The sequence below is a fragment of the Sphingomonas sp. BRN-1R genome, from assembly GCF_057748035.1.
Genome location: NZ_CM173236.1, coordinates 4,278,093 through 4,296,168 on the forward strand (window position 1 = coordinate 4,278,093; position 18,076 = coordinate 4,296,168).

Here is an 18,076-nt window from a genome sequence, read left to right on the forward strand (position 1 = left end):
CTGCCGCGAGGGGATGCGAATCCGCCGCGACGTCGCTAAGGGACCGCCATGACCGAAATCACCGTCGCCGCGCTGCAACTCGCCTTCACCGCCGATATCGACAGCAATATCGCACACGTCTCCGAACTCGTCCGCGAGGCGGCGGGCAAGGGTGCGCAAGTGATCCTGCCGCCCGAACTGTTCGAGGGCGAGTATTTCTGCCGGGTCGAGGACGAGGGACTTTTCGCCACCGCTAGGCCGACCGCCGAGCACAAATCGGTGCTGGCGATGCAGAAGCTCGCCGCCGAGCTGAACGTCTATATCCCGACCAGCTTTTTCGAGGCGGACGGCCCGCACCATTACAATTCGCTCGCGATGATCGGCCCCGATGGCAAGGTGATGGGCGTCTATCGCAAGAGCCACATTCCCGACGGCCCCGGCTATGAGGAGAAGTTCTACTTCCGCCCCGGCAACACCGGCTTCAAAGTGTGGCCCGGCCCTGAAGCGACGCTCGGCGTCGGCGTATGCTGGGACCAATGGTATCCCGAAACGGCGCGCGCGATGATGCTGATGGGCGCGGAAGTGCTGTTCTACCCGACTGCGATCGGCAGCGAGCCGCATGACGCCGATCTCGATACCTCGCGGCTGTGGCGGCGCGCGATGGTCGGCCATGCCGTCTCGAACGTGGTGCCGGTGGTGGCCTCCAACCGGATCGGCAGCGAGCACGGCCAGACCTTTTACGGGCACAGCTTCATCTGCGACGAGCGCGGCGACATGCTCGCCGAGTTCGGCGCGGGCGAGACCGGCGTGCTGACCGCGACGCTCGACCTCGACCGCGTGAAGCGCCACCGCGCCGCGTTCGGCTTCTTCCGCGATCGCCGGCCAGAACTGTACGGGCGGCTGGTGCAGGACATCTGATCCGGCTTAATTCCGATTGCGCAAGTATGGATGCATTTTTTGCACTTGCGAGCAAACGTGCTGCGATGCACAAAGAGTGTGCCTTTCAGGCATCCTCTCCTAAAACTTTCACGGCCGGTCTCGTACCGGCCTTTTTTTTTGCGCGGCGTTCGGCTACGCGTTTCTACGTCGTAACGCCGCTCAAATCATAAGAACGACCTGGGAGGGCTGCCGCCGGAAAGACCGGCATCGGCGATACGATAGCGCGGGGGATCGAGCAGGGTGCTCTCCCCCGCGTTCGTGGGTCAGCTCGCGCCCTGAAGCGCCACCGCCCGCGCGAACACCGCCTCGAACATCTCCGCCGTCAGCACGCCGGTATTCTGGTTGTAGCGCGAGCAATGATAGCTATCGATCAGGATGCGCCCGTCGGGCATGCGGTGCTCCGCGCCATGGGCGAATCGCGCCTTGGGCAGCCGCCCGCCGAGCATCTTCACCGCCGACTGATGCGCGATCTGCCCGAGTGCGACGAACACGCGCGCGTTGGGCAGCGCCGCGACCTGTCGGTCGAGGAAAGTGCGGCAGGTGCGGATCTCCTCGGGGGTAGGCTTGTTGTCGGGCGGCAGGCATTTGACCGCGTTGAGGATGATCGCGCCGTCGAGCCGCAGCGAATCGTCGGGCTTGCCCTCGAAGGTGCCGGTGGCGAAGCCGAACTTGGTGAGCGTCGCGAACAGCAGGTCGCCCGCATAATCGCCGGTGAACGGCCGCCCGGTGCGATTCGCGCCGTGCTTGCCGGGCGCGAGGCCGATGATGCCGAGCCACGCCGCCGCATCGCCGAAGGCGGGCACCGGCGCGTTCCACCAGCCGGGATATTCGGCGCGTAATGCCTCGCGTACCACCACGAGGCGCGGGCACAGCGGGCAATCGTGCGGCGGTTCGGTTTCGGGCAGCGCGGCGATCGGGGGCGAAGCGGCGGGGACGGGGCTTGGGGTGAGCATCGCGCTCGCGTAGGCGGGTGGCGCCATGCCGACAAGCTACGCCATCGCCTTGGGCTCGAATCGCCGCGGTCGCCACGGGTCGCCGGACGCGGAGGTGCGCGCGGCCGCCGCGGCGCTCGCCACGCTTGGCCGGGTGCGTGCGGTCGCGCCGATCATCGCCACCGCGCCGCTCGGGCCGTCGTCGCGGCGCTTCGCCAACAGCGCGGCGGTGCTGGAGAGCGATCTCGATCCGCCCGCGCTGCTCGCCGCACTGAAGCGGATCGAGCGCGCGTTCGGGCGACGGCGCGGGCAGCGCTGGGGCGCGCGGGTGATCGATCTCGACATCATCCTGTGGAGCGGCGGGCGCTGGCGCGAGCGCCACCTCGTCATCCCCCACGCTGCCTTTCGGAACCGCCGCTTCGTGCTCGATCCGCTGCTCCGTATCGCCCCCGACTGGCGCGATCCGCACAGCGGGCGTAGCGTCCGCCAGCTCGCCGCGCTGGCACGCGCGGTTGACCGGGGCGCGAACCGCCCCTAACGGGCGTCCTTCGGTCGGGCTCGTAGCTCAGTCGGTAGAGCAACGGACTTTTAATCTGTAGGTCCCGGGTTCGAATCCCGGCGAGCCCACCACCGACCCCGCCCGCCGGTTCAGCATTCCGCAAGGAACGAACCGGCATCGGCGTAAGGACACGGATGTCGTGCCCGGGAGGCTTGGCGAGTCTGTGACTTTACATCGTATCGTATAGCGTCAGCCGGAGCCTCCCTGCACATGCCCCTTCGTACCCTGCTGCTGTGCGGTGCCGCGCTGCTTGCCGCCCCCGCCTTTGCCGAGGACGCACCCGCCGACCAGCAACCAGCGGCTCCCGCCGCGACGACGCCGAAAGATATCGTCGTCACCGGCCGGCTCGACGCGGCGCGCGCCTCGATCCAGCCGAGTCTTGGCGCGACGACCTATTCGATCTCGAACGCGACGATCCAGGCGCTGCCCGGCGGCGACAACCAGCAGCTCAACCAGATCCTGCTCCAGCTTCCCGGCGTGTCGCAGGACGGCGCGGGCCAGCTCCACGTCCGCGACGATCACGCCAATCTGCAATATCGCATCAACGGCACGATCCTGCCCGAAGGCATCGCCGTGTTCGGCCAGACGCTCTCCCCGCGCCTCGTCGATCGTTTCGATCTGCGCACGGGCGCTTTGCCCGCGCAATATGGCCTGCGCACCGCCGGCATCATCGACATCACCACCAAGAGCGGGTTCGAGAATGGCGGCGAGGTGTCGCTGTACGGCGGCAGTCGCGGCACGATCGAGCCGAGCATCGAATATGGCGGCAAGACCGGCAGCACCAATTACTTCGTCACCGGCAGCTATCGCCACAACGACCTCGGCATCGAATCGGTCGATGGCAGCACCGATGCCTTGCACGACACCACCAACCAGTATCAGGGCTTCGTCTATCTCGATTACACGATCGACGACGGCAACCGCGTCTCGCTGATCGGCGGCTATTCGGATCAGCGTTTCGAGATTCCCAATCCGCGCGGGCTGCATCCCGATGCCGGCTATTCTGTGGGTGGCGTCACCGATTTCCTCAGCGACAATCTCGACGAGCGCCAGCACGAGAAGACCGCGTTCGGCATCCTCAGCCTGCTCCATGATGCCGGGCCGGTGACGCTGCAAGGCTCGCTGTTCGCGCGCTATTCGTCGCTGCAATATACGCCGGACGTGCTCGGGGAATTGCTGTTCAACGGCATCGCCCAGGCGGCGAAGAAGCAGGACTTCACCACCGGCGTCCAGCTTGAGGGCGTGTACCGCGTGAACGGCGCGCACACGCTGCGCGGCGGCTTCGTCGTCACGCGCGACCACGGCACCAGCCGCACCACCACGCAGGTGTTCCCGGTCGACGGCGACGGCGCGCAGACCGGCCAGCCGATCTCGGTGATCGACAACGGCTCGGCGACCGAGATGACCTACAGCGTCTATCTCCAGGACGAATGGCAGCCGATCCAGCACATCACGATCAACTTCGGCGGCCGCTTCGACCATTACGACGGCTACCGCAGCGAGCAGCAGTTCAGCCCGCGCGTCAACGCGGTATGGTCGCCGCCGGGCGGGTTCACGATCCACGGCGGCTATGCGCGCTATTTCTCGCCCGCACCGTTCGCCAACGTCGCCACCACGACCATCGCCAAGTTCGTCGGCACCAGCGCACAGGCGCCGGGCACGCAGGGCGACGTGCCGTTCGCCGAGCGACAGGATTATTTCGACATCGGCGCCGAACAGAAGGTCGGGCCGTTCACGATCGGGCTCGACGGCTATCACCGCCGCTCGCGCAACCTGCTCGACGAGGGGCAGTTCGGCGCGCCGATCATCCTGACGCCGTTCAACTACCGGCGCGGGCGGATCGACGGGATCGAGGGCAACGTCAGCTACACGCACCACGGCTGGCTGGTGTACGGCAACATCGCCCACGCCAAGGCCAAGGGCACCGACATCAGCTCGGGCCAGTTCAACTTCGACCCCGCCGACCTCGCGACGATTTCACGCCAGTATATCTACCTCGACCACGACCAGACCTGGACCGGGTCGGCCGGCGCATCCTACCGGTTCGATCGCGGCGTCCTGCACGACAGCAAGCTGGCGGCGAGCATGATCTACGGTTCGGGCCTGCGCCGCGACGGCGATGTGCCCAACGGCGGCAAGCTGCCCGGCTATGCGGTGTTCAACATCAGCGCGAGCCACAAGTTCACCGGCCCCGGCGTGGAGGTGCGCGCCGACATGTTCAACCTGTTCGACCATGTGTACGAGATCCGCGACGGATCCGGCGTCGGCGTCGGCGCGCCGCAGTACGGCCAGCGGCGCGGCTTCTTCTTCGGGATCAGCAAGAGCATCTAAGTACCGAACGGTGTGGAGGGCGATTACGCCCGCCCCAGTGCCACCGCCGGGACCACGCGCACATCGCGCGGCAGCAGCAGGCGCAGCTCGCGATTGGGAAAGTCGATCGTCACGCGGCGGAACAGCCGCAGCGCGTCCATGCCGAGCATCAGCGCAGGCTTGTCGGCGAGCCCGAAGCGCGCGAACGGCGGCGCATCGGCGAAGGCGACCGGCAGATTGTCGATCGTGGTGCTGCCGATCCGCACCGCGCCGATCCGCGTATAATCGGCGTTGAGCCACACCCCCGTCACCGCGCGCAACGCGATCTGTTCGAAACCGAGCTTGCGCCGCGAAAGCACTTGGCGAAGCGCGGGATTGCCCATCGTCACGTCCGATCCGGTGTCGATCACCACGCGCACGCGCCGCGTGCCGATATACGCATCGGTCACGACGAGCTGCCCGAACATATCGCGCGCGCGCACGATCACCTCGCCCGGCTCGGCGGGCGGTTCGCGGCGGTGTTTGACGGAAGGAACCACCCCCATCGCGCGTCGGTCGAAGTCGATCGTCACCTTATGCCCCTGCAACGTGTCGATGCCGAGCATCCCCGCCGCGCCGAGGTTGACGCCCGCGAACGCCGGCGCCTCGATCCGGCTGCCGCTCAGCCTCCCGCCCGCGCCGACACGCAGGCGCGGGATCACCACCGTCGCCACCTCCGCGACGTTCGCCATCGCCGTCACGCGCACGCTCGGCCCGGCGGCGAGACCGAGCGTGGCGGCGAGTTCGCGCGAGATGACGGTGCGTTCCGCGCCGGTGTCGATCACGAAAGGGAACGGCCCGGCCTCGGCGATCTCGACCGGCACCGTCATCCGGTTCGCGTCGATGCCGATCGCGATGCTGTCGGGCGCGGGCTCGGGCGGCTCAGTCGGGGGCGGCGCGGCGGTCTGGGCGGAGAGCGCGAGAAGCGAAGCGGCACAGAGCAGGGCCGGGTTCATGCGCGCGATGATGCGCCCGTTCCGGTCCTTCGGCAAGCAGCACGCTTACCCACATCCGTCCGCGCGTCAGTCGAGCCGCATCGCCTCGCCCGCCAGCGCCTCAGCCTCGATCAGCAGCGCATCGTCCGCGCCGCTTTGCGAGACACGCTCGCGCCCGATCAAGGTCAGCACCGGCACCGCCAGCGGCGAAACGCGCGGCAGGTCGACATGCAGCATCGTCGCCGCCGCACGGTCGAGCAAAGCGCCGAGCCGCCCCACGTCGGTCATCCGCGCGCGTGCATCGTCCCATGCGGCGCGCAGCAGCAGGTGGCCGGGCTCGTACTTGCGCAGCACGTCGTAGATCAGATCTGTCGAGAACGTCACCTGCTTGCCGGTCTTGCGCTTGCCGGGGTGCTGCCGCTCGACCAGCCCGCCGATCACCGCCACCTCGCGGAACGCACGCTTGAGCAGCGACGAGCCCTCGACCCATTCGACGAACTCGTCTTCGAGGATATCGGCCGAAAACAGCGCACGCGGATCGATGATCGGTTCGAGCGCATGGCACGCGATCGCATAGTCGCTGGCGACGAAGCCCAGCGGCTTCAGCCCCAAAGTCTCCATGCGCCGGGTGATGAGCATGCCGAGCGACTGGTGCGCGTTCCACCCCTCGAAGCTGTAGGCGACCATGTAATGGCGATTCTCGCGCGGGAACGTCTCGACCAGCAACTGCCCCGGTCGCGGCAGTACCGAGCGCTTCTCCTGCACCTCCAGCCATTCGCGCACATCGTCGGGGAAGCGCGCCCAGGCAGCGGGCTCGGCGAGGAAGCCGCGTACCCGGTCGGCGAGGTTGGTCGAGATCGGCATGCGCGCGCCGCCGTAGGTCGGGATGCGCGCCGGCCGTGCGGTGGCGCGCACCAGCAGATCCTCGGTGCTGGCGCCGATCACCTCGAGGCTGAGCCCGGCGAAGAAGAAGGTGTCGCCGGGCGACAGCGTGGCGGCGAACCCCTCCTCGACCTTGCCGAGGCTGCGCCCGTTCTTGAACCGCACCGTCAGCATCGTTGCCTCGACGATAATGCCCGCGTTGAGGCGGTGCTGGGTCACGAACTGCGGATGGCTCACCCGCCACAGCCCGTCCGGCCCCTGCGTCAGCCGCTTGAACTTGTCGTAAGCCTTCAGCGCATAGCCGCCGTCTCGAATGAAGCCGAGCACCTGCGCGAACGTCTCATCGGTGAGCGCCGAATAGGGCAGTGCCGAGCGCAATTCGTCGAGCATCGTGCTTTCCGCGAACGGTGCCGCGCACGCGCAGGCCATGGCGTGTTGGGCGAGCACGTCGAGCGCGCCGGGTCGAAAGATATCGGGGTCGAGCTCGCCCGCCTCGACCGCATCGAGCGCGGCACGGCCTTCGAGATATTCGAAACGGTTGCCCGGCACGATCAGCGCCTCCGACGATTCGTCGAGCCGGTGGTTGGAGCGGCCGATGCGTTGCAACAGCCGCGACGATCCCTTGGGCGCGCCCATCTGGATCACGCAATCGACATCACCCCAGTCGACGCCGAGATCGAGGCTGGAGGTGGCGACCAGCGCGCGCAGCTTGCCGTCCGCCATCGCCCCTTCGACCTTGCGCCGCGCCTCGAGGCTGAGCGAGCCGTGGTGGACGCCGATCGGCAGGCTGTCGGCGTTGACCTTCCACAGATCCTGAAAGATCAGCTCGGCGAGGCTGCGCGTGTTGCAGAACACGATGGTGGTGCGGTGCGCGGCGATCTCCGCCATCACCTGCGCGGCGGCGTAGCGCCCGGAATGGCCCGCCCACGGCACTTTCCCCTCCGGCAGCACGATCGCGATGTTGGGCGCCGCGCCGGGCTCGCCCTGCACCAGCGAGACCTGATCTATGTCGCCATCGGGCGCGAGCCACGCGCGGTAGCCATCGGCGTCCGCCACCGTCGCCGACAATGCGACCCGGCGCAGCCCCGGCGCGATCGCCTGCAACCGCGCCATGCACAAGGACAGCAGATCGCCGCGCTTGCCGGTGGCGAAGGCATGCACCTCGTCCACCACGATCGTGCGCAGGCTGGCGAACATCGTGAAACTGTCGGGATAGGACAGCAGCAGGCTGAGCGATTCGGGCGTGGTCAGCAGGATCTGCGGCGGCCGCACACGCTGGCGCGCCTTGCGATCGGACGAGGTGTCGCCGGTGCGCGTCTCGACGCCGATGTCGAGCCCCATCTCCTCGATAGGGGTGAGCAGGTTGCGCTGCACGTCGGTCGCCAGCGCCTTCAACGGCGAGACGTAGAGCGTGTGGAGCCCCTCGCTCGGGCGCTCGATCAGATCGACGAGGCTGGGGAGGAAACCGGCGAGCGTCTTGCCCGCACCGGTGGTCGCGACGAGCAGCCCGTGCCGCCCCGCGCGCCCGACGTCGAGCATCTCGAGCTGATGCCGCCGTGGCGCCCAGCCGCGCTGCGCGAACCATTGCTCGAGAGGAGCAGGAAGAGTCACCGCGCGGGTGACATCGCAAGACAGTGGGAACCAAGCCGCATCCCACCCATATAGGGACGATGGCAAAGCTCGGCGACTGGATCGATCCGCAACCGCACGGCATTTTCGTGCACCCTGCCGGCGTGTGGGTCGATCCGTCGCAGCCGGTCGAGCGCGCGCTCGTCACGCACGGCCATGCCGATCACGCACGCGGCGGCCACGGCGCCGTGTGGGCGACGCCCGAGACGCTCGCGATCATGGATGCGCGCTACGGCGAGCAGAACGCGCATCCGGTTCCTTACGGCGAGACGGTGCGGTTCGGCGACGTGACCGCGCGCTTCGTGCCGGCGGGGCATGTGCTCGGCTCGGCGCAGATCGTGCTCGAGTTCCGGGGCGAGCGCATCATCGTCTCGGGCGATTACAAGCGCCGCGCCGATCCGACCTGCGCGCCCTTCGAGCCGACCAAGTGCGACGTGTTCATCACCGAGGCGACCTTCGGCCTGCCCGTGTTCCGCCATCCCGAAACCGGCGACGAGATCGACAAGCTGACCGCCGCCTTGCGCGCCAATCCCGAACGGTGCGTGCTGGTCGGCGCCTATGCGCTCGGCAAGGCGCAGCGCGTCATCGCCGAGCTGCGCGTGCGCGGGCATGACGATCCGATCTACCTGCACGGCGCGTTGCAGCGGCTGTGCGACCTCTATGTCGCGCACGGCGTGGACCTCGGCGAGCTGCGCCCGGTGGCGGGTGCGAGCAAGGCCGAGCTGGCCGGGCATATCGTGATGGCCCCGCCCTCGGCGCTGGGAGACCGCTGGTCGCGCCGCCTGCCCGATCCGATCACCGCGATGGCGTCGGGCTGGATGCGCGTGCGCCAGCGCGCGGTGCAGCGCGGCGTCGAACTGCCGTTGATCCTGTCCGATCACGCCGACTGGGACGAACTGACCGACACGCTGCGCGAACTCGCCCCGCAGGAGGTGTGGGTCACGCACGGCCGCGAGGAAGCGCTGGTCCATTGGTGCGCAACCCACCAGATTCGCGCCAAGGCGCTCGCGCTGCATGGCTATGAGGATGAGGATGATTGAGGCGTGTTGAACGCACCCGACTTCGCTTCGATTGCGGTCTTGAAGAACATTCGTCACCCCGGCCTCGTGCCGGGGTCCACGATCAGACTAGCGGACGTGTTATCGGCTCGAATCCCAAACCCACCGCGAGATCATTCCAAGCCGGGTTCTCGCGCTCGATCAGATTACGTTTCCATTCGCGCCTGTATCGCTTCAACTGTTTCTCTCGTGCGATCGCGGCGTCCATAGTGTCGGCGACCTCATAATATACCAGCCGATCGATGCCGTAGCGCGCGGTGTGACCACCCATTACGGCGTCGCGATGTTGGGCAATGCGACTGTGCAGGTTCGAGGTGACACCCACATAGATAGCGCCATTATACTTGCTGGCGAGAATATAGACGCATGGCGTTCGCTCGATCGTCATGCGACATGGCTTGCCGAATGGTGGACCCCGGCACAAGACCGGGGTGACGAAGGACGTCAGGCGGTCGCTTTCCACCGCCCCCGCCATTAGACTATCAGCCTCCGGCCCCCGCTCAAGACGCCCGGAACTGCCGGATATCCACCACGTTCCCCGCCTGGGCGATCCCCTCGATGCGGCGCACGTCGCTTTCCAACACGCCGAACAGCGTCACCTGGCCGAGCACGCTTTCGCCCGTGTCGATCCGCACGCCCTCGATCGAGGCGCTGAGCGCGAGCGGGGCGAGCAGGCGGCGTGCCTCGACGCGTACGCCGACGCGGCGCAGCACCGCGATTGTGCCGTTGCCCGCGACGATCGCCGCGCTCGCGTCGCCGCTCAGCAGCGCGGCGCGGGCGATGAAGCCGGCGAGCCGCTCCTCGGCGAGCTCGCGCGCCTTGTCGTCGCTGGTGATCTTGCTCTCATCGCGCCGCAGCTTGCGCGCGAGCAGGCCGAGCGCGACCAGCGCCAGCACCGCCAGCGCAAGCTGATACCAGCGCAGATCGAGCGGCAGCTCCATCAGGCGCGGCCGGACAGCGCCTCGAGCAGCGGGCGCAGGCCGTTCAGGTCGTAGCCCGCCTCGCGTCCTTTCGCGATCAGCACGTCGGGGTCGCGCCCCTGCTTGGCCTGCGCGAGCGCCCACAGGTTGCACGACCGCGTGCCCGAGCGGCAATAGGCCAGCACCGGCCCGCCCGCGCTGTCGAGCGCCTCAACCATCGCGTCGATTTGCGGGTGCGAGAAGCCGGCCTGCGTCACCGGGATCTCGGTATAGGACAGCCCCGCCGCCTCCGCCGCCGCGCGGACGGCCGCACCTTCGGGCTGGCCGGCATCCTCTCCGTCCGGGCGGTTGTTGACGATCGCGACAAAGCCGGCGGCGGCGATCTCCGCGACCTCATCGGGGGTGATCTGGGGCGAGACCGAGACCGAATCATCGATTTTGCGTAGCATGGCAGTCCTCTCGTTCATCCGCGTAACACCTCCAAAAAGGCGTCGCCATAGGTCTCGAGCTTGCGCGCCCCGACGCCGGTGATGTGGGCGAGCGCGGCGCGGCTGGTGGGTTTGAGCGTCGCCATCTCGCGCAGCACCGAATCGTGGAAGATGACATAAGGCGGCACGCTCGCCGCCGCCGCAAGCTCGCGCCGCTTGGTGCGCAGCGCCTCGAACAGCGGATCGCCCGCCGGGTTCTCCGCCGCGCCACCACGACCGCGACGGCGCTCGCGCTTGGGCGGGACGAGCAGCGACACCGCCGTCTCACCCTTGAGGATACCGCGCGCTTCGGGGCCGAACTCGAGCCCGCCGAAATCGTTGGTGCGCAGCGCATCGCGCAGCAGCAGCGCGCGGCTGACCGGCTTGATGAGCGCGGCTTCTTCCGGCGAGGAGGCGATGCCGAACACACCGAGCGCCTCGTGCCCGTTCATCAGGCTGCGTTCGGTCGACTGGCCGGTCAGGATGCTCTCGATATAGCCGACACCAAAGCTCTGGCCCGTGCGAAACACCGCGGAGAGGAATTTCCTCGCCACCTCCGTCGCATCGATCGCACCCGGCGGGCTCAGGCAATTGTCGCAGTTGCCACAATTGTCGGGCGCGGGGTCGCCGAAATGGCGCAGCAGGATCTGGCGGCGGCAGGTCGGCGTCTCGACCAGCGCGCCGAGCGCGGTCAGCCGCGCGCGCTCGCCGGGCTGACGATGCGGCTCGACCTCGGCGATGCGCTGGCGCGCACGTACGAAATCCTCCGCGCCCCAGAACAGATGCGCGATCGACGGATCGCCGTCGCGGCCCGCACGGCCGGTTTCCTGATAATAGCCCTCGATCGACTTGGGCAGGCCGGCATGCGCGACGAAGCGCACGTCGGGCTTGTCGATGCCCATGCCGAACGCGACCGTGGCGACGATCACCATATCCTCCGACGCGACGAACGCCGCCTGGTTGCGCGCGCGCACCGCCGGATCTAGCCCGGCGTGATAGGGCCGCACTTTCCGCCCGGTCGCGGCCAGCCGCTCGGCGAGTTGCTCGACGCCTTTGCGGGTCTGCGCATAGACGATGCCCGGCCCCGGATTCTCGGCGACGATATCGGCGATCTGACGGGTTATATTGTCCTTGGGGCTGATCCGGTACTGGATGTTGGGCCGGTCGAACCCCGCCACGATCATGCCGTCGTGCGGGATGCCGAGCTGTTCGAGGATGTCGGCGCGGGTATGCGCGTCGGCGGTCGCGGTCAGCGCGAGACGCGGCACGTCCGGAAACGCATCGAGCATCGTGCGCAACAGCCGGTAATCGGGGCGGAAATCATGCCCCCATTCCGAAACGCAATGCGCCTCGTCGATCGCGAACAGGGCAAGCTTCGACTGGCCGAGCAGGTTGCGGAACGACTCGTTCGAGGCTCGCTCGGGCGCGACGTACAGCAGGTCGAGCTCACCACGCCGGAAACGCGCGATCGTCTCCATCTGATCGGTATCGACCGAGGTGAGCGTGGCGGCGCGGATGCCGATCGCGGTGGCGGCGCGCAACTGGTCGTGCATCAGCGCGATCAGCGGCGAGACGACGATGCAGGTGCCCTCCAGCGCGACGGCGGGAAGCTGGTAGCACAACGACTTGCCCGCGCCCGTCGGCATCACCGCCAGCGTGTTCTCGGCGGCCAGCACCCGGCTGACCACCGACTCCTGCACGCCGCGAAAGCCGCGGAAGCCGAAGGTCTGTTCGAGGATGGGAAGCGGATCGATCATCGTGATGCGGCCAGCCCTAGCACAACCAGCAGCGCGCCATCGACCTCTTCGATTTGCGCCGGGCTCAAGCGGCCGGCGACATGGCTGATCTTCGCGCGCGGGCTCGTCACCAGAATATCGATCATGACGCGGCAGGGCTGCGAGAGGCCGTTGGCCGGGCTTGGTTCCAGCAGCGGACGCAACATCGGCTCGCTGTCGAGCATCGTGCTGCACCCGGCGAGGATGATGGTCGAGGTCGGATAGGCATCCGACTGGATCACGACGAACGGGCGCGGCTTGCCACCGAAGCCACTACCCGTCGCGGCGATGACGACATCGCCGCGCTGCGGTTCGATCGTCATGTCAGTCGTTTTCGTCCGGCCAATATTGGATCGAGGTCACGTCGAGAAACTCGTCCTCATGCTCGCGATACCATTGCTTCAACGCCTCGGTGTCACGCTTGGCGCGGGCGATGAACTCCGGGCTGGAGGTATCGGGCACCCAGAACACCTTGGGGCGCAGGCCCTTGGCGCGCATCGCCGCGCGCCAGCGCCGGGCGCGCTCGGCACCTGTGAGGGGGCGCTGGACGTTCATTGCGTTACGTTACGCGTAACGCGCCGGGCGTACAAGCGCTACGCCCCCTATGATTCGATCCCATCAACCAGCAGGTCGAGCGCGGCGTCGACCGCAGCCGGCGGCAGCGCGCCGATGCGCGTATCGAGCAACAGCGTGGCGAGGCCGTGGACCATTCCCCAGGCGGCGAGCGTGGCGACCTCGGCACGCGCGGGCGCGATCCCCGCAACACGGCGGGCGAGCACGGTGTAGGCGGTCTCGCCCTCCGGCATGCCGCCGGTCTTCTCGCCCGAGAACATCAGCCGGAACAGCGCTGGGCGGGCGAGCGCGAAATCGACGTACGCGCGCCCCTGCGCGATCAGCGCGGCACGCGGGGTTTCGGCCGCGTCGGCGGCGAGCAGCGCCTCGCGCAAGGTTGCAAAGCCGCGATCCGCCACCGCGCCGAGCAGCGCACCCCGATCGGCGAAATGGCGGTAAGGCGCCATCGCCGACACGCCCGCCGCACGCGCAACTTCGCGAAGACTCGGCGCACTGCCGCCCGCATCGAGCAGGCCAAGTGCCGCGGTGACGAGCGCCTCACGCAGCGCACCATGATGATAGTTCTCAACCATGTTTACATCGTACACTTGTTCGTTTATGTTTACGGCATACACATTGGAGATGTGCCATGCAAAAACCGGTCAAACGCGAGTCGGTCGATCTTTCCGCCACGCCCGATCTGATGGTGGTGATGCTGGGCTTTCGCATCCGGCGCTGGCGCGGGGTGCTGGCGATGCTGCGGATCGGGCGCGGGCTCGGCGCCATCCAGCGCGATCGGCCCGACGGTCTGCTGCTCCACGAACACTATTTCTTCTCGCTCACCCATGTTGGCATGCGGCAATATTGGCGCGATTACGAGAGCCTCGAACGCTTCACCCGCAGCGAGCCGCACGCGACCTGGTGGCGCGACTTCCTGCGCGACAGCGGCGGCGCCGGCTTCTGGCACGAGGCGTACCGGATGAGCGGCGGCATGGAGGGCGTCTATGTCGACATGCCCGCCCCGGTCGGCTTCGGCCACTTCGCCCCAGCGCGCGACCCGCGCGGGCCGTTCCTGTCGGCACGCGCGCGGATCGAGGCGGGGCGCGCGGCCTGACTTTCAGGCGCGCGGCTTTTGTGCGACAGCGCATGGCATGCCTGACGTCACCGATAATCGCGCCGAATATGAGTTCGAACTCGTCGTCGACGGTCACCGCGCCGTCGCCGCCTATCAGATGGAGGGCGACACGATCGTGTTCACCCACACCGTCGTCCCCAAGCAGATCGAGGGGCGCGGTGTCGCGTCGAAGCTCATCAAGGCCGGGCTCGATTCCGCGCGCGACCGCGGGCTGAAGGTGGTGCCGCAATGCCCGTTCGTCGCCGCCTATATCGAGCGGCATCCCGAATATCGCGATCTGGTCTGAAGCCGCGTTAACGGCGTCTTCAACCGGCCATGGCTAGACTCGCGACATGGACGGGATGGTCGCAACCGCCGCGCTGCGCGTGTGGCATTTCTGGATCAACCAACTCGGCGGCACGTTCCTCGCGGTCGGATCGCCGCTGTGCTTCGGCAACCTCATCCTGACATTGCTGCTCGCCGCGTTCCTGGCGGTGCCGCGCGGGCGTCGGCACATGCCGGCATTCAAGGTGTGGCGGCGGGCGCTCTTTCCCGATCGCCTCGCCACAAGCGCTTCGGGTCGGACTGACATCGGCTATCTGCTGTTCAGCCTCTTTTTCTCCGGACTGGTGATCGGCGGAGCCGTGTTTTCAACGGCTCAGATCGCTGCGACGGCCGGCAGGCTGCTCACCGACCTGCTGGGAGCGCCAGCCGCGCCGCTGTTGCCGATGCCGCTCGGCGCGGTGGTCGTGACGGTCGGCCTGTTCGTCGCTTATGAATTCGCCTACTGGTTCGATCACTGGCTCAGCCACAAAGTGCCGTTGCTGTGGCAATTTCACCGCGTCCATCACGCCGCCGACAGCCTGTCGCTGCTCACCAACTTCCGCGTTCATCCGGTCGATACGATCGTGTTCGCCAACATCATCGCAGCGGTGATGGGAATGAGCACCGCGCTCGCGGCACGATTGCTCGGCCCGGACACGAAACCGATTCTGATCGGCGGAACCAGTATTCTCGCGTTGTTCGTCTCGGTCGTGTTCACCAACATTCAGCATTCGCATCTGTGGATCACCTTTGGACCGCGTTGGGGGCGCTGGCTGCTCGGCTCGGCGCATCACCAAATCCATCATTCCGCCGATCCGAAACATTTCGACACCAATCTCGGCAATACGCTCGCGATCTTCGACCGGCTGTTCGGTACGCTGCACATGCCCGCTGCGAAGCGGGAACGGCTCGCCTTCGGAGTTGGCGACGAAGTCGCGCACCCGCATGGCTGGCGCGCGCAGATCGTCACGCCCTTCGCCGGAGCGCTGGCACTTATTCGGCTGCCAGCGCTCCGTTTTCGTCCGCGTCGGCGCGTTCCTGCGCCTGTCGGTTCCACATCTCCGCATACAGCCCGTTCTGCCTGAGCAGTTCGGCATGCGTGCCGCGCTCCTTAACCTCGCCCGCTTCCAGCACGACGATCTCGTCGGCGTGGACTACCGTGGAGAGGCGGTGCGCGATGACGATGGTGGTGCGGCCCTGCTCGATCGCCTGCAACGTATCGAGGATCTCGCCCTCGGTGCGGCTGTCGAGCGCGCTGGTCGCTTCGTCGAGGATCAGGATCGGCGGGTTCTTGAGCAACGTCCGCGCGATCGCGACGCGCTGCTTCTCGCCGCCCGACAGCTTCAGCCCACGCTCGCCGACGCGGGTTTGGTAGCCCTGCGGCTGGCGCTCGATGAAGCCGGCGATCGCCGCACCCCGCGCCGCCGCCTCGATCTCAGGCTCGCCCGCGCCCTCGCGACCGTAGGCGATGTTGTAACCGATCGTGTCGTTGAACAGCACGGTATCCTGCGGCACGATGCCGATCGCGGCGCGTAGCGACGGCTGCGTGACTGCCGAAATGTCCTGCCCGTCGATGGTGATGCGCCCGCCGGTGAGATCGTAGAAACGGTACATCAGCCGCGCGAGCGTCGACTTGCCCGCGCCCGACGGCCCCACCACCGCGAGCGTCGCGCCCGCCGGGATGTCGAGGTCGATGCCCTTGAGGATCGGCTGCCCGGCGTCGTAGCCGAAGCGCACGCCTTCGAACCGCACATGTCCGCGCGCAACGCTGAGCGCCGGCGCGCCCGGCGCGTCGGTCACTTCGGAGGGCGTATCGACCAGATCGAACATCGCCCCCATGTCGAGCACGCCCTGCCGGATCGTGCGATACACCATGCCGAGCAGATCGAGCGGGCGGAACAACTGGCTGAGCAGGGTCGACACCAGCACCACGTTGCCGGCGGTGAAGCGCCCCTGGCTCCAGCCGATCACGACGAGCAGCATGCCGCCCGCCATCATCATGTTGGTGATCGCCGCCTGCCCGATGTTGAGCCACGCCAGCGAGTTCTCCGACGATACCGCCGCATTTGCATAGAGCGTCATCGCCCGGTCGTAGCGCTTGGCCTCGCGCTCCTCCGCGCCGAAATATTTGACCGTCTCAAAGTTGAGCAGCGAATCGACCGCATGTGCGACCGCGCCGGTATCGAGATCGTTCATCCGCGTGCGCAGCGACGAGCGCCAGTCGGTGACGACTCGCGTGAACCAGATGTACGCGCCCACCATCACCACCGTGCCGACCACCAGCCACACGCCGAACTTGGTCCAGAAGATGCCGAGCACCAGCGCGAGTTCGAGCACGGTCGGCGCGATGTTGAACAAGAGGAAGTAGAGCATCGTGTCGATGCTCTTGGTGCCGCGCTCGACCACCTTGGTCACCGCGCCGGTGCGGCGTTCGAGGTGGAAGCGCAGCGAGAGTTGGTGGAGATGGCGGAACACCGTCGCCGCCAGCCGCCGCGTCGCATCCTGCCCGACGCGTTCGAACACCGCGTTGCGCAGGTTGTCGAACACCACCGAGCCGAAGCGCGCGGCGGCATAGCCGATCACCATCAGCCCGACGAGCTGCGTCAGGTCCGGCGCGGGGCGGTGCCCGGCCATGCCGTCGATCGCGCCTTGGAGCGCGAACGGCGCGCCATACACCTGCACCAGCTTGGAAGCGAGGACGAGCAGCATCGCCGCGACGATCCGCAGCCGCAGCATCGGCGCGTCGGCGGGCCACAGATAGGGCAGGAAACGCCGGAGCGTCGGCAGCAGCGGGCGTTCGCGCGTATCGGAGGTGAAGGTTTCGGGGGGCATCGACAGCGGATGTAGGCATAGTCAAGCCGAATCCAAAGCGTTCATGGAACAACTCGGCCGGTCCATGGATTTTACCAATGACACCGGACAGTTGAGTCCGAACCTTCAGACAGAGACGGAAACGCTATGGAACCGCTCTTCTACGTCATGGCGATCATGGGTTGCGGCGATGCCAGCGCACAGTGCGCGCAGGCGCGTATCGAGAGTGTGCAATATCATTCCATCGAACAATGCCAGGCAGCGATGCCGGCGGTGCTCGCGCGCAACAGCGACCTGGACTACCCGGTCGTCTCCGCCGCCTGTCAGGCGCATGGCGAACGGCTTGCGCAAAACCGTGGCACCCGCGCGCACGGCTGATTGCCGCGCCGCACCGAAACGCTATAGCCTCCCCGCCGCAGCCCCGGCGGAGATCCAATGCGCACCGTCCTCGGAATCCTGTTTGGCGTGGTCGCCGCACTGGCGATCGTCGCCGGGGTGGAGTGGGTCGAAACGTCGCTCTATCCGCTTCCCGCGCTCGAGTCCGCCGATGCCGCCACTTTGGCGGATGTCGTCAACGACATGCCCGTGCCCGCCAAGCTGCTGGTCGTGATCGGCTGGCTGCTCGGCGCGTTCGGCGGTGCGTGGCTGGGGCTGCGCGTGTGCGATCGCTACATCGTCGGCTGGGTTGTGGTCGCGGTGGTGATCGTCGCCGCCATCGTGACCGTGGCGACGCTGCCGCATCCGCTGTGGATGCAGCTTTGCGCGGTGCTGCTGCCGGTGACTGGCGGTGCGCTCGCCTTCCGTGCGCACCGCAAGCCCTATGCGGGCGAGGCGCTGCTCGGCTGACGCCT

At 67.4% G+C, this 18,076-nt stretch carries 20 protein-coding genes and 1 tRNA gene; 10 read left to right on the forward strand and 11 right to left on the reverse strand.

What is annotated here, in order from left to right:
• The first annotated feature begins 48 nt into the window (after positions 1–48).
• The gene (aguB, locus tag AC3ANX_RS20005) at positions 49–897 is read left to right on the forward strand and encodes an N-carbamoylputrescine amidase (protein WP_488334962.1); all 849 of its coding nucleotides are present in this window, start codon (positions 49–51) and stop codon (positions 895–897) included.
• A 284-nt stretch (positions 898–1,181) separates the two neighbouring features.
• Here aguB and AC3ANX_RS20010 read toward each other — a convergent pair whose 3' ends face one another.
• On the reverse strand, positions 1,182–1,871 hold the full coding sequence (locus AC3ANX_RS20010) for a uracil-DNA glycosylase (RefSeq protein WP_488337017.1): 690 nt from the start codon (positions 1,869–1,871) through the stop codon (positions 1,182–1,184).
• 25 nt (positions 1,872–1,896) lie between these two features.
• Here AC3ANX_RS20010 and folK point away from each other — a divergent pair, with 25 nt between their 5' ends.
• From folK to AC3ANX_RS20025, 3 genes are all read left to right on the forward strand, one after another.
• On the forward strand, positions 1,897–2,388 hold the full coding sequence (folK, locus tag AC3ANX_RS20015; RefSeq protein WP_488334963.1) for a 2-amino-4-hydroxy-6-hydroxymethyldihydropteridine diphosphokinase: 492 nt from the start codon (positions 1,897–1,899) through the stop codon (positions 2,386–2,388).
• A gap of 16 nt (positions 2,389–2,404) precedes the next feature.
• Positions 2,405–2,480, forward strand: a tRNA-Lys gene (locus AC3ANX_RS20020).
• A 139-nt stretch (positions 2,481–2,619) separates the two neighbouring features.
• Positions 2,620–4,740, forward strand: coding sequence for a TonB-dependent receptor (locus tag AC3ANX_RS20025; RefSeq protein ID WP_488334964.1), 2,121 nt, complete (start codon positions 2,620–2,622; stop codon positions 4,738–4,740).
• Between the two features lie 23 nt (positions 4,741–4,763).
• On the opposite strand, the gene AC3ANX_RS20030 is transcribed toward AC3ANX_RS20025, so the two are convergent.
• Entirely contained in the window at positions 4,764–5,750 is a 987-nt protein-coding gene (locus AC3ANX_RS20030; protein ID WP_488334965.1) for an aspartyl protease family protein, read from the reverse strand.
• 30 nt (positions 5,751–5,780) lie between these two features.
• Entirely contained in the window at positions 5,781–8,114 is a 2,334-nt protein-coding gene (locus tag AC3ANX_RS20035; protein WP_488334966.1) for a ligase-associated DNA damage response DEXH box helicase, read from the reverse strand.
• Positions 8,115–8,245: 131 nt separating this feature from the next.
• Here AC3ANX_RS20035 and AC3ANX_RS20040 point away from each other — a divergent pair, with 131 nt between their 5' ends.
• A complete protein-coding gene (locus tag AC3ANX_RS20040) occupies positions 8,246–9,244 on the forward strand; it encodes a ligase-associated DNA damage response exonuclease (protein WP_488334967.1) in 999 nt (332 codons plus the stop codon).
• A gap of 82 nt (positions 9,245–9,326) precedes the next feature.
• Here the strand turns inward: AC3ANX_RS20040 and AC3ANX_RS20045 are convergent, their stop codons facing one another.
• From AC3ANX_RS20045 to AC3ANX_RS20075, 7 genes are all read right to left on the reverse strand, one after another.
• The gene (locus AC3ANX_RS20045; protein WP_488334968.1) at positions 9,327–9,650 is read right to left on the reverse strand and encodes a GIY-YIG nuclease family protein; all 324 of its coding nucleotides are present in this window, start codon (positions 9,648–9,650) and stop codon (positions 9,327–9,329) included.
• Positions 9,651–9,762: 112 nt separating this feature from the next.
• Positions 9,763–10,203 carry a hypothetical protein gene (locus AC3ANX_RS20050; RefSeq protein WP_488334969.1) on the reverse strand — a complete coding sequence of 147 codons (441 nt, stop codon included), beginning with the start codon at positions 10,201–10,203 and terminating at the stop codon, positions 9,763–9,765.
• Complete coding sequence (locus tag AC3ANX_RS20055; protein WP_488334970.1) at positions 10,203–10,631, reverse strand: protein tyrosine phosphatase family protein; 429 nt, start codon at positions 10,629–10,631, stop codon at positions 10,203–10,205. The genes AC3ANX_RS20050 and AC3ANX_RS20055 overlap by 1 nt, the downstream gene beginning before the upstream one ends.
• Before the next feature lie 14 nt (positions 10,632–10,645).
• Positions 10,646–12,406 carry a DNA helicase RecQ gene (gene recQ / locus AC3ANX_RS20060; RefSeq protein WP_488334971.1) on the reverse strand — a complete coding sequence of 587 codons (1,761 nt, stop codon included), beginning with the start codon at positions 12,404–12,406 and terminating at the stop codon, positions 10,646–10,648.
• Positions 12,403–12,747 (reverse strand): type II toxin-antitoxin system PemK/MazF family toxin, encoded by a 345-nt coding sequence (locus AC3ANX_RS20065; RefSeq protein WP_488334972.1) that lies wholly within the window; start codon positions 12,745–12,747, stop codon positions 12,403–12,405. The genes recQ and AC3ANX_RS20065 overlap by 4 nt, the downstream gene beginning before the upstream one ends.
• A 1-nt stretch (position 12,748) precedes the next feature.
• Positions 12,749–12,979, reverse strand: a complete 231-nt coding sequence (locus tag AC3ANX_RS20070) for an antitoxin MazE-like protein (protein ID WP_488334973.1) — start codon at positions 12,977–12,979, stop codon at positions 12,749–12,751.
• Positions 12,980–13,026: 47 nt separating this feature from the next.
• Positions 13,027–13,569 carry a TetR/AcrR family transcriptional regulator gene (locus AC3ANX_RS20075; RefSeq protein WP_488334974.1) on the reverse strand — a complete coding sequence of 181 codons (543 nt, stop codon included), beginning with the start codon at positions 13,567–13,569 and terminating at the stop codon, positions 13,027–13,029.
• Positions 13,570–13,625: 56 nt separating this feature from the next.
• Between AC3ANX_RS20075 and AC3ANX_RS20080 the strand changes: the two genes are divergently transcribed.
• From AC3ANX_RS20080 to AC3ANX_RS20090, 3 genes are all read left to right on the forward strand, one after another.
• Positions 13,626–14,090: a monooxygenase family protein gene (locus AC3ANX_RS20080; RefSeq protein ID WP_488334975.1), complete on the forward strand. Its 465-nt coding sequence runs from the start codon at positions 13,626–13,628 to the stop codon at positions 14,088–14,090.
• A 37-nt stretch (positions 14,091–14,127) separates the two neighbouring features.
• Complete coding sequence (locus tag AC3ANX_RS20085; RefSeq protein WP_488334976.1) at positions 14,128–14,397, forward strand: GNAT family N-acetyltransferase; 270 nt, start codon at positions 14,128–14,130, stop codon at positions 14,395–14,397.
• 163 nt (positions 14,398–14,560) lie between these two features.
• Positions 14,561–15,499: a sterol desaturase family protein gene (locus AC3ANX_RS20090; protein ID WP_488334977.1), complete on the forward strand. Its 939-nt coding sequence runs from the start codon at positions 14,561–14,563 to the stop codon at positions 15,497–15,499.
• Here the strand turns inward: AC3ANX_RS20090 and AC3ANX_RS20095 are convergent.
• The gene (locus AC3ANX_RS20095) at positions 15,408–17,246 is read right to left on the reverse strand and encodes an ABCB family ABC transporter ATP-binding protein/permease (protein ID WP_488334978.1); all 1,839 of its coding nucleotides are present in this window, start codon (positions 17,244–17,246) and stop codon (positions 15,408–15,410) included. The two genes, AC3ANX_RS20090 and AC3ANX_RS20095, sit on opposite strands and share 92 nt — an antisense overlap.
• A gap of 126 nt (positions 17,247–17,372) precedes the next feature.
• On the opposite strand from AC3ANX_RS20095, the gene AC3ANX_RS20100 reads away from it, so the two are divergent.
• Both AC3ANX_RS20100 and AC3ANX_RS20105 read left to right on the forward strand, forming a co-directional pair.
• Entirely contained in the window at positions 17,373–17,603 is a 231-nt protein-coding gene (locus tag AC3ANX_RS20100) for a hypothetical protein (protein WP_488334979.1), read from the forward strand.
• Positions 17,604–17,660: 57 nt separating this feature from the next.
• On the forward strand, positions 17,661–18,071 hold the full coding sequence (locus AC3ANX_RS20105) for a hypothetical protein (protein WP_488334980.1): 411 nt from the start codon (positions 17,661–17,663) through the stop codon (positions 18,069–18,071).
• The last annotated feature ends 5 nt before the right edge of the window (positions 18,072–18,076 follow it).

Bases quoted from the DNA above. Each gene is read 5' to 3' on its own strand.
- aguB (WP_488334962.1), top strand. From the start codon at position 49: ATGACCGAAATCACCGTCGCCGCGCTGCAACTCGCCTTCACCGCCGAT.
- AC3ANX_RS20010 (WP_488337017.1), bottom strand. From the start codon at position 1,871: ATGCTCACCCCAAGCCCCGTCCCCGCCGCTTCGCCCCCGATCGCCGCG.
- folK (WP_488334963.1), top strand. From the start codon at position 1,897: ATGCCGACAAGCTACGCCATCGCCTTGGGCTCGAATCGCCGCGGTCGC.
- AC3ANX_RS20025 (WP_488334964.1), top strand. From the start codon at position 2,620: ATGCCCCTTCGTACCCTGCTGCTGTGCGGTGCCGCGCTGCTTGCCGCC.
- AC3ANX_RS20035 (WP_488334966.1), bottom strand. From the start codon at position 8,114: ATGCTCGACGTCGGGCGCGCGGGGCGGCACGGGCTGCTCGTCGCGACC.
- AC3ANX_RS20040 (WP_488334967.1), top strand. From the start codon at position 8,246: ATGGCAAAGCTCGGCGACTGGATCGATCCGCAACCGCACGGCATTTTC.
- AC3ANX_RS20045 (WP_488334968.1), bottom strand. From the start codon at position 9,650: ATGACGATCGAGCGAACGCCATGCGTCTATATTCTCGCCAGCAAGTAT.
- AC3ANX_RS20050 (WP_488334969.1), bottom strand. From the start codon at position 10,203: ATGGAGCTGCCGCTCGATCTGCGCTGGTATCAGCTTGCGCTGGCGGTG.
- AC3ANX_RS20055 (WP_488334970.1), bottom strand. From the start codon at position 10,631: ATGCTACGCAAAATCGATGATTCGGTCTCGGTCTCGCCCCAGATCACC.
- recQ (WP_488334971.1), bottom strand. From the start codon at position 12,406: ATGATCGATCCGCTTCCCATCCTCGAACAGACCTTCGGCTTCCGCGGC.
- AC3ANX_RS20065 (WP_488334972.1), bottom strand. From the start codon at position 12,747: ATGACGATCGAACCGCAGCGCGGCGATGTCGTCATCGCCGCGACGGGT.
- AC3ANX_RS20070 (WP_488334973.1), bottom strand. From the start codon at position 12,979: ATGAACGTCCAGCGCCCCCTCACAGGTGCCGAGCGCGCCCGGCGCTGG.
- AC3ANX_RS20075 (WP_488334974.1), bottom strand. From the start codon at position 13,569: ATGGTTGAGAACTATCATCATGGTGCGCTGCGTGAGGCGCTCGTCACC.
- AC3ANX_RS20080 (WP_488334975.1), top strand. From the start codon at position 13,626: ATGCAAAAACCGGTCAAACGCGAGTCGGTCGATCTTTCCGCCACGCCC.
- AC3ANX_RS20085 (WP_488334976.1), top strand. From the start codon at position 14,128: ATGCCTGACGTCACCGATAATCGCGCCGAATATGAGTTCGAACTCGTC.
- AC3ANX_RS20095 (WP_488334978.1), bottom strand. From the start codon at position 17,246: ATGCCCCCCGAAACCTTCACCTCCGATACGCGCGAACGCCCGCTGCTG.
- AC3ANX_RS20100 (WP_488334979.1), top strand. From the start codon at position 17,373: ATGGAACCGCTCTTCTACGTCATGGCGATCATGGGTTGCGGCGATGCC.
- AC3ANX_RS20105 (WP_488334980.1), top strand. From the start codon at position 17,661: ATGCGCACCGTCCTCGGAATCCTGTTTGGCGTGGTCGCCGCACTGGCG.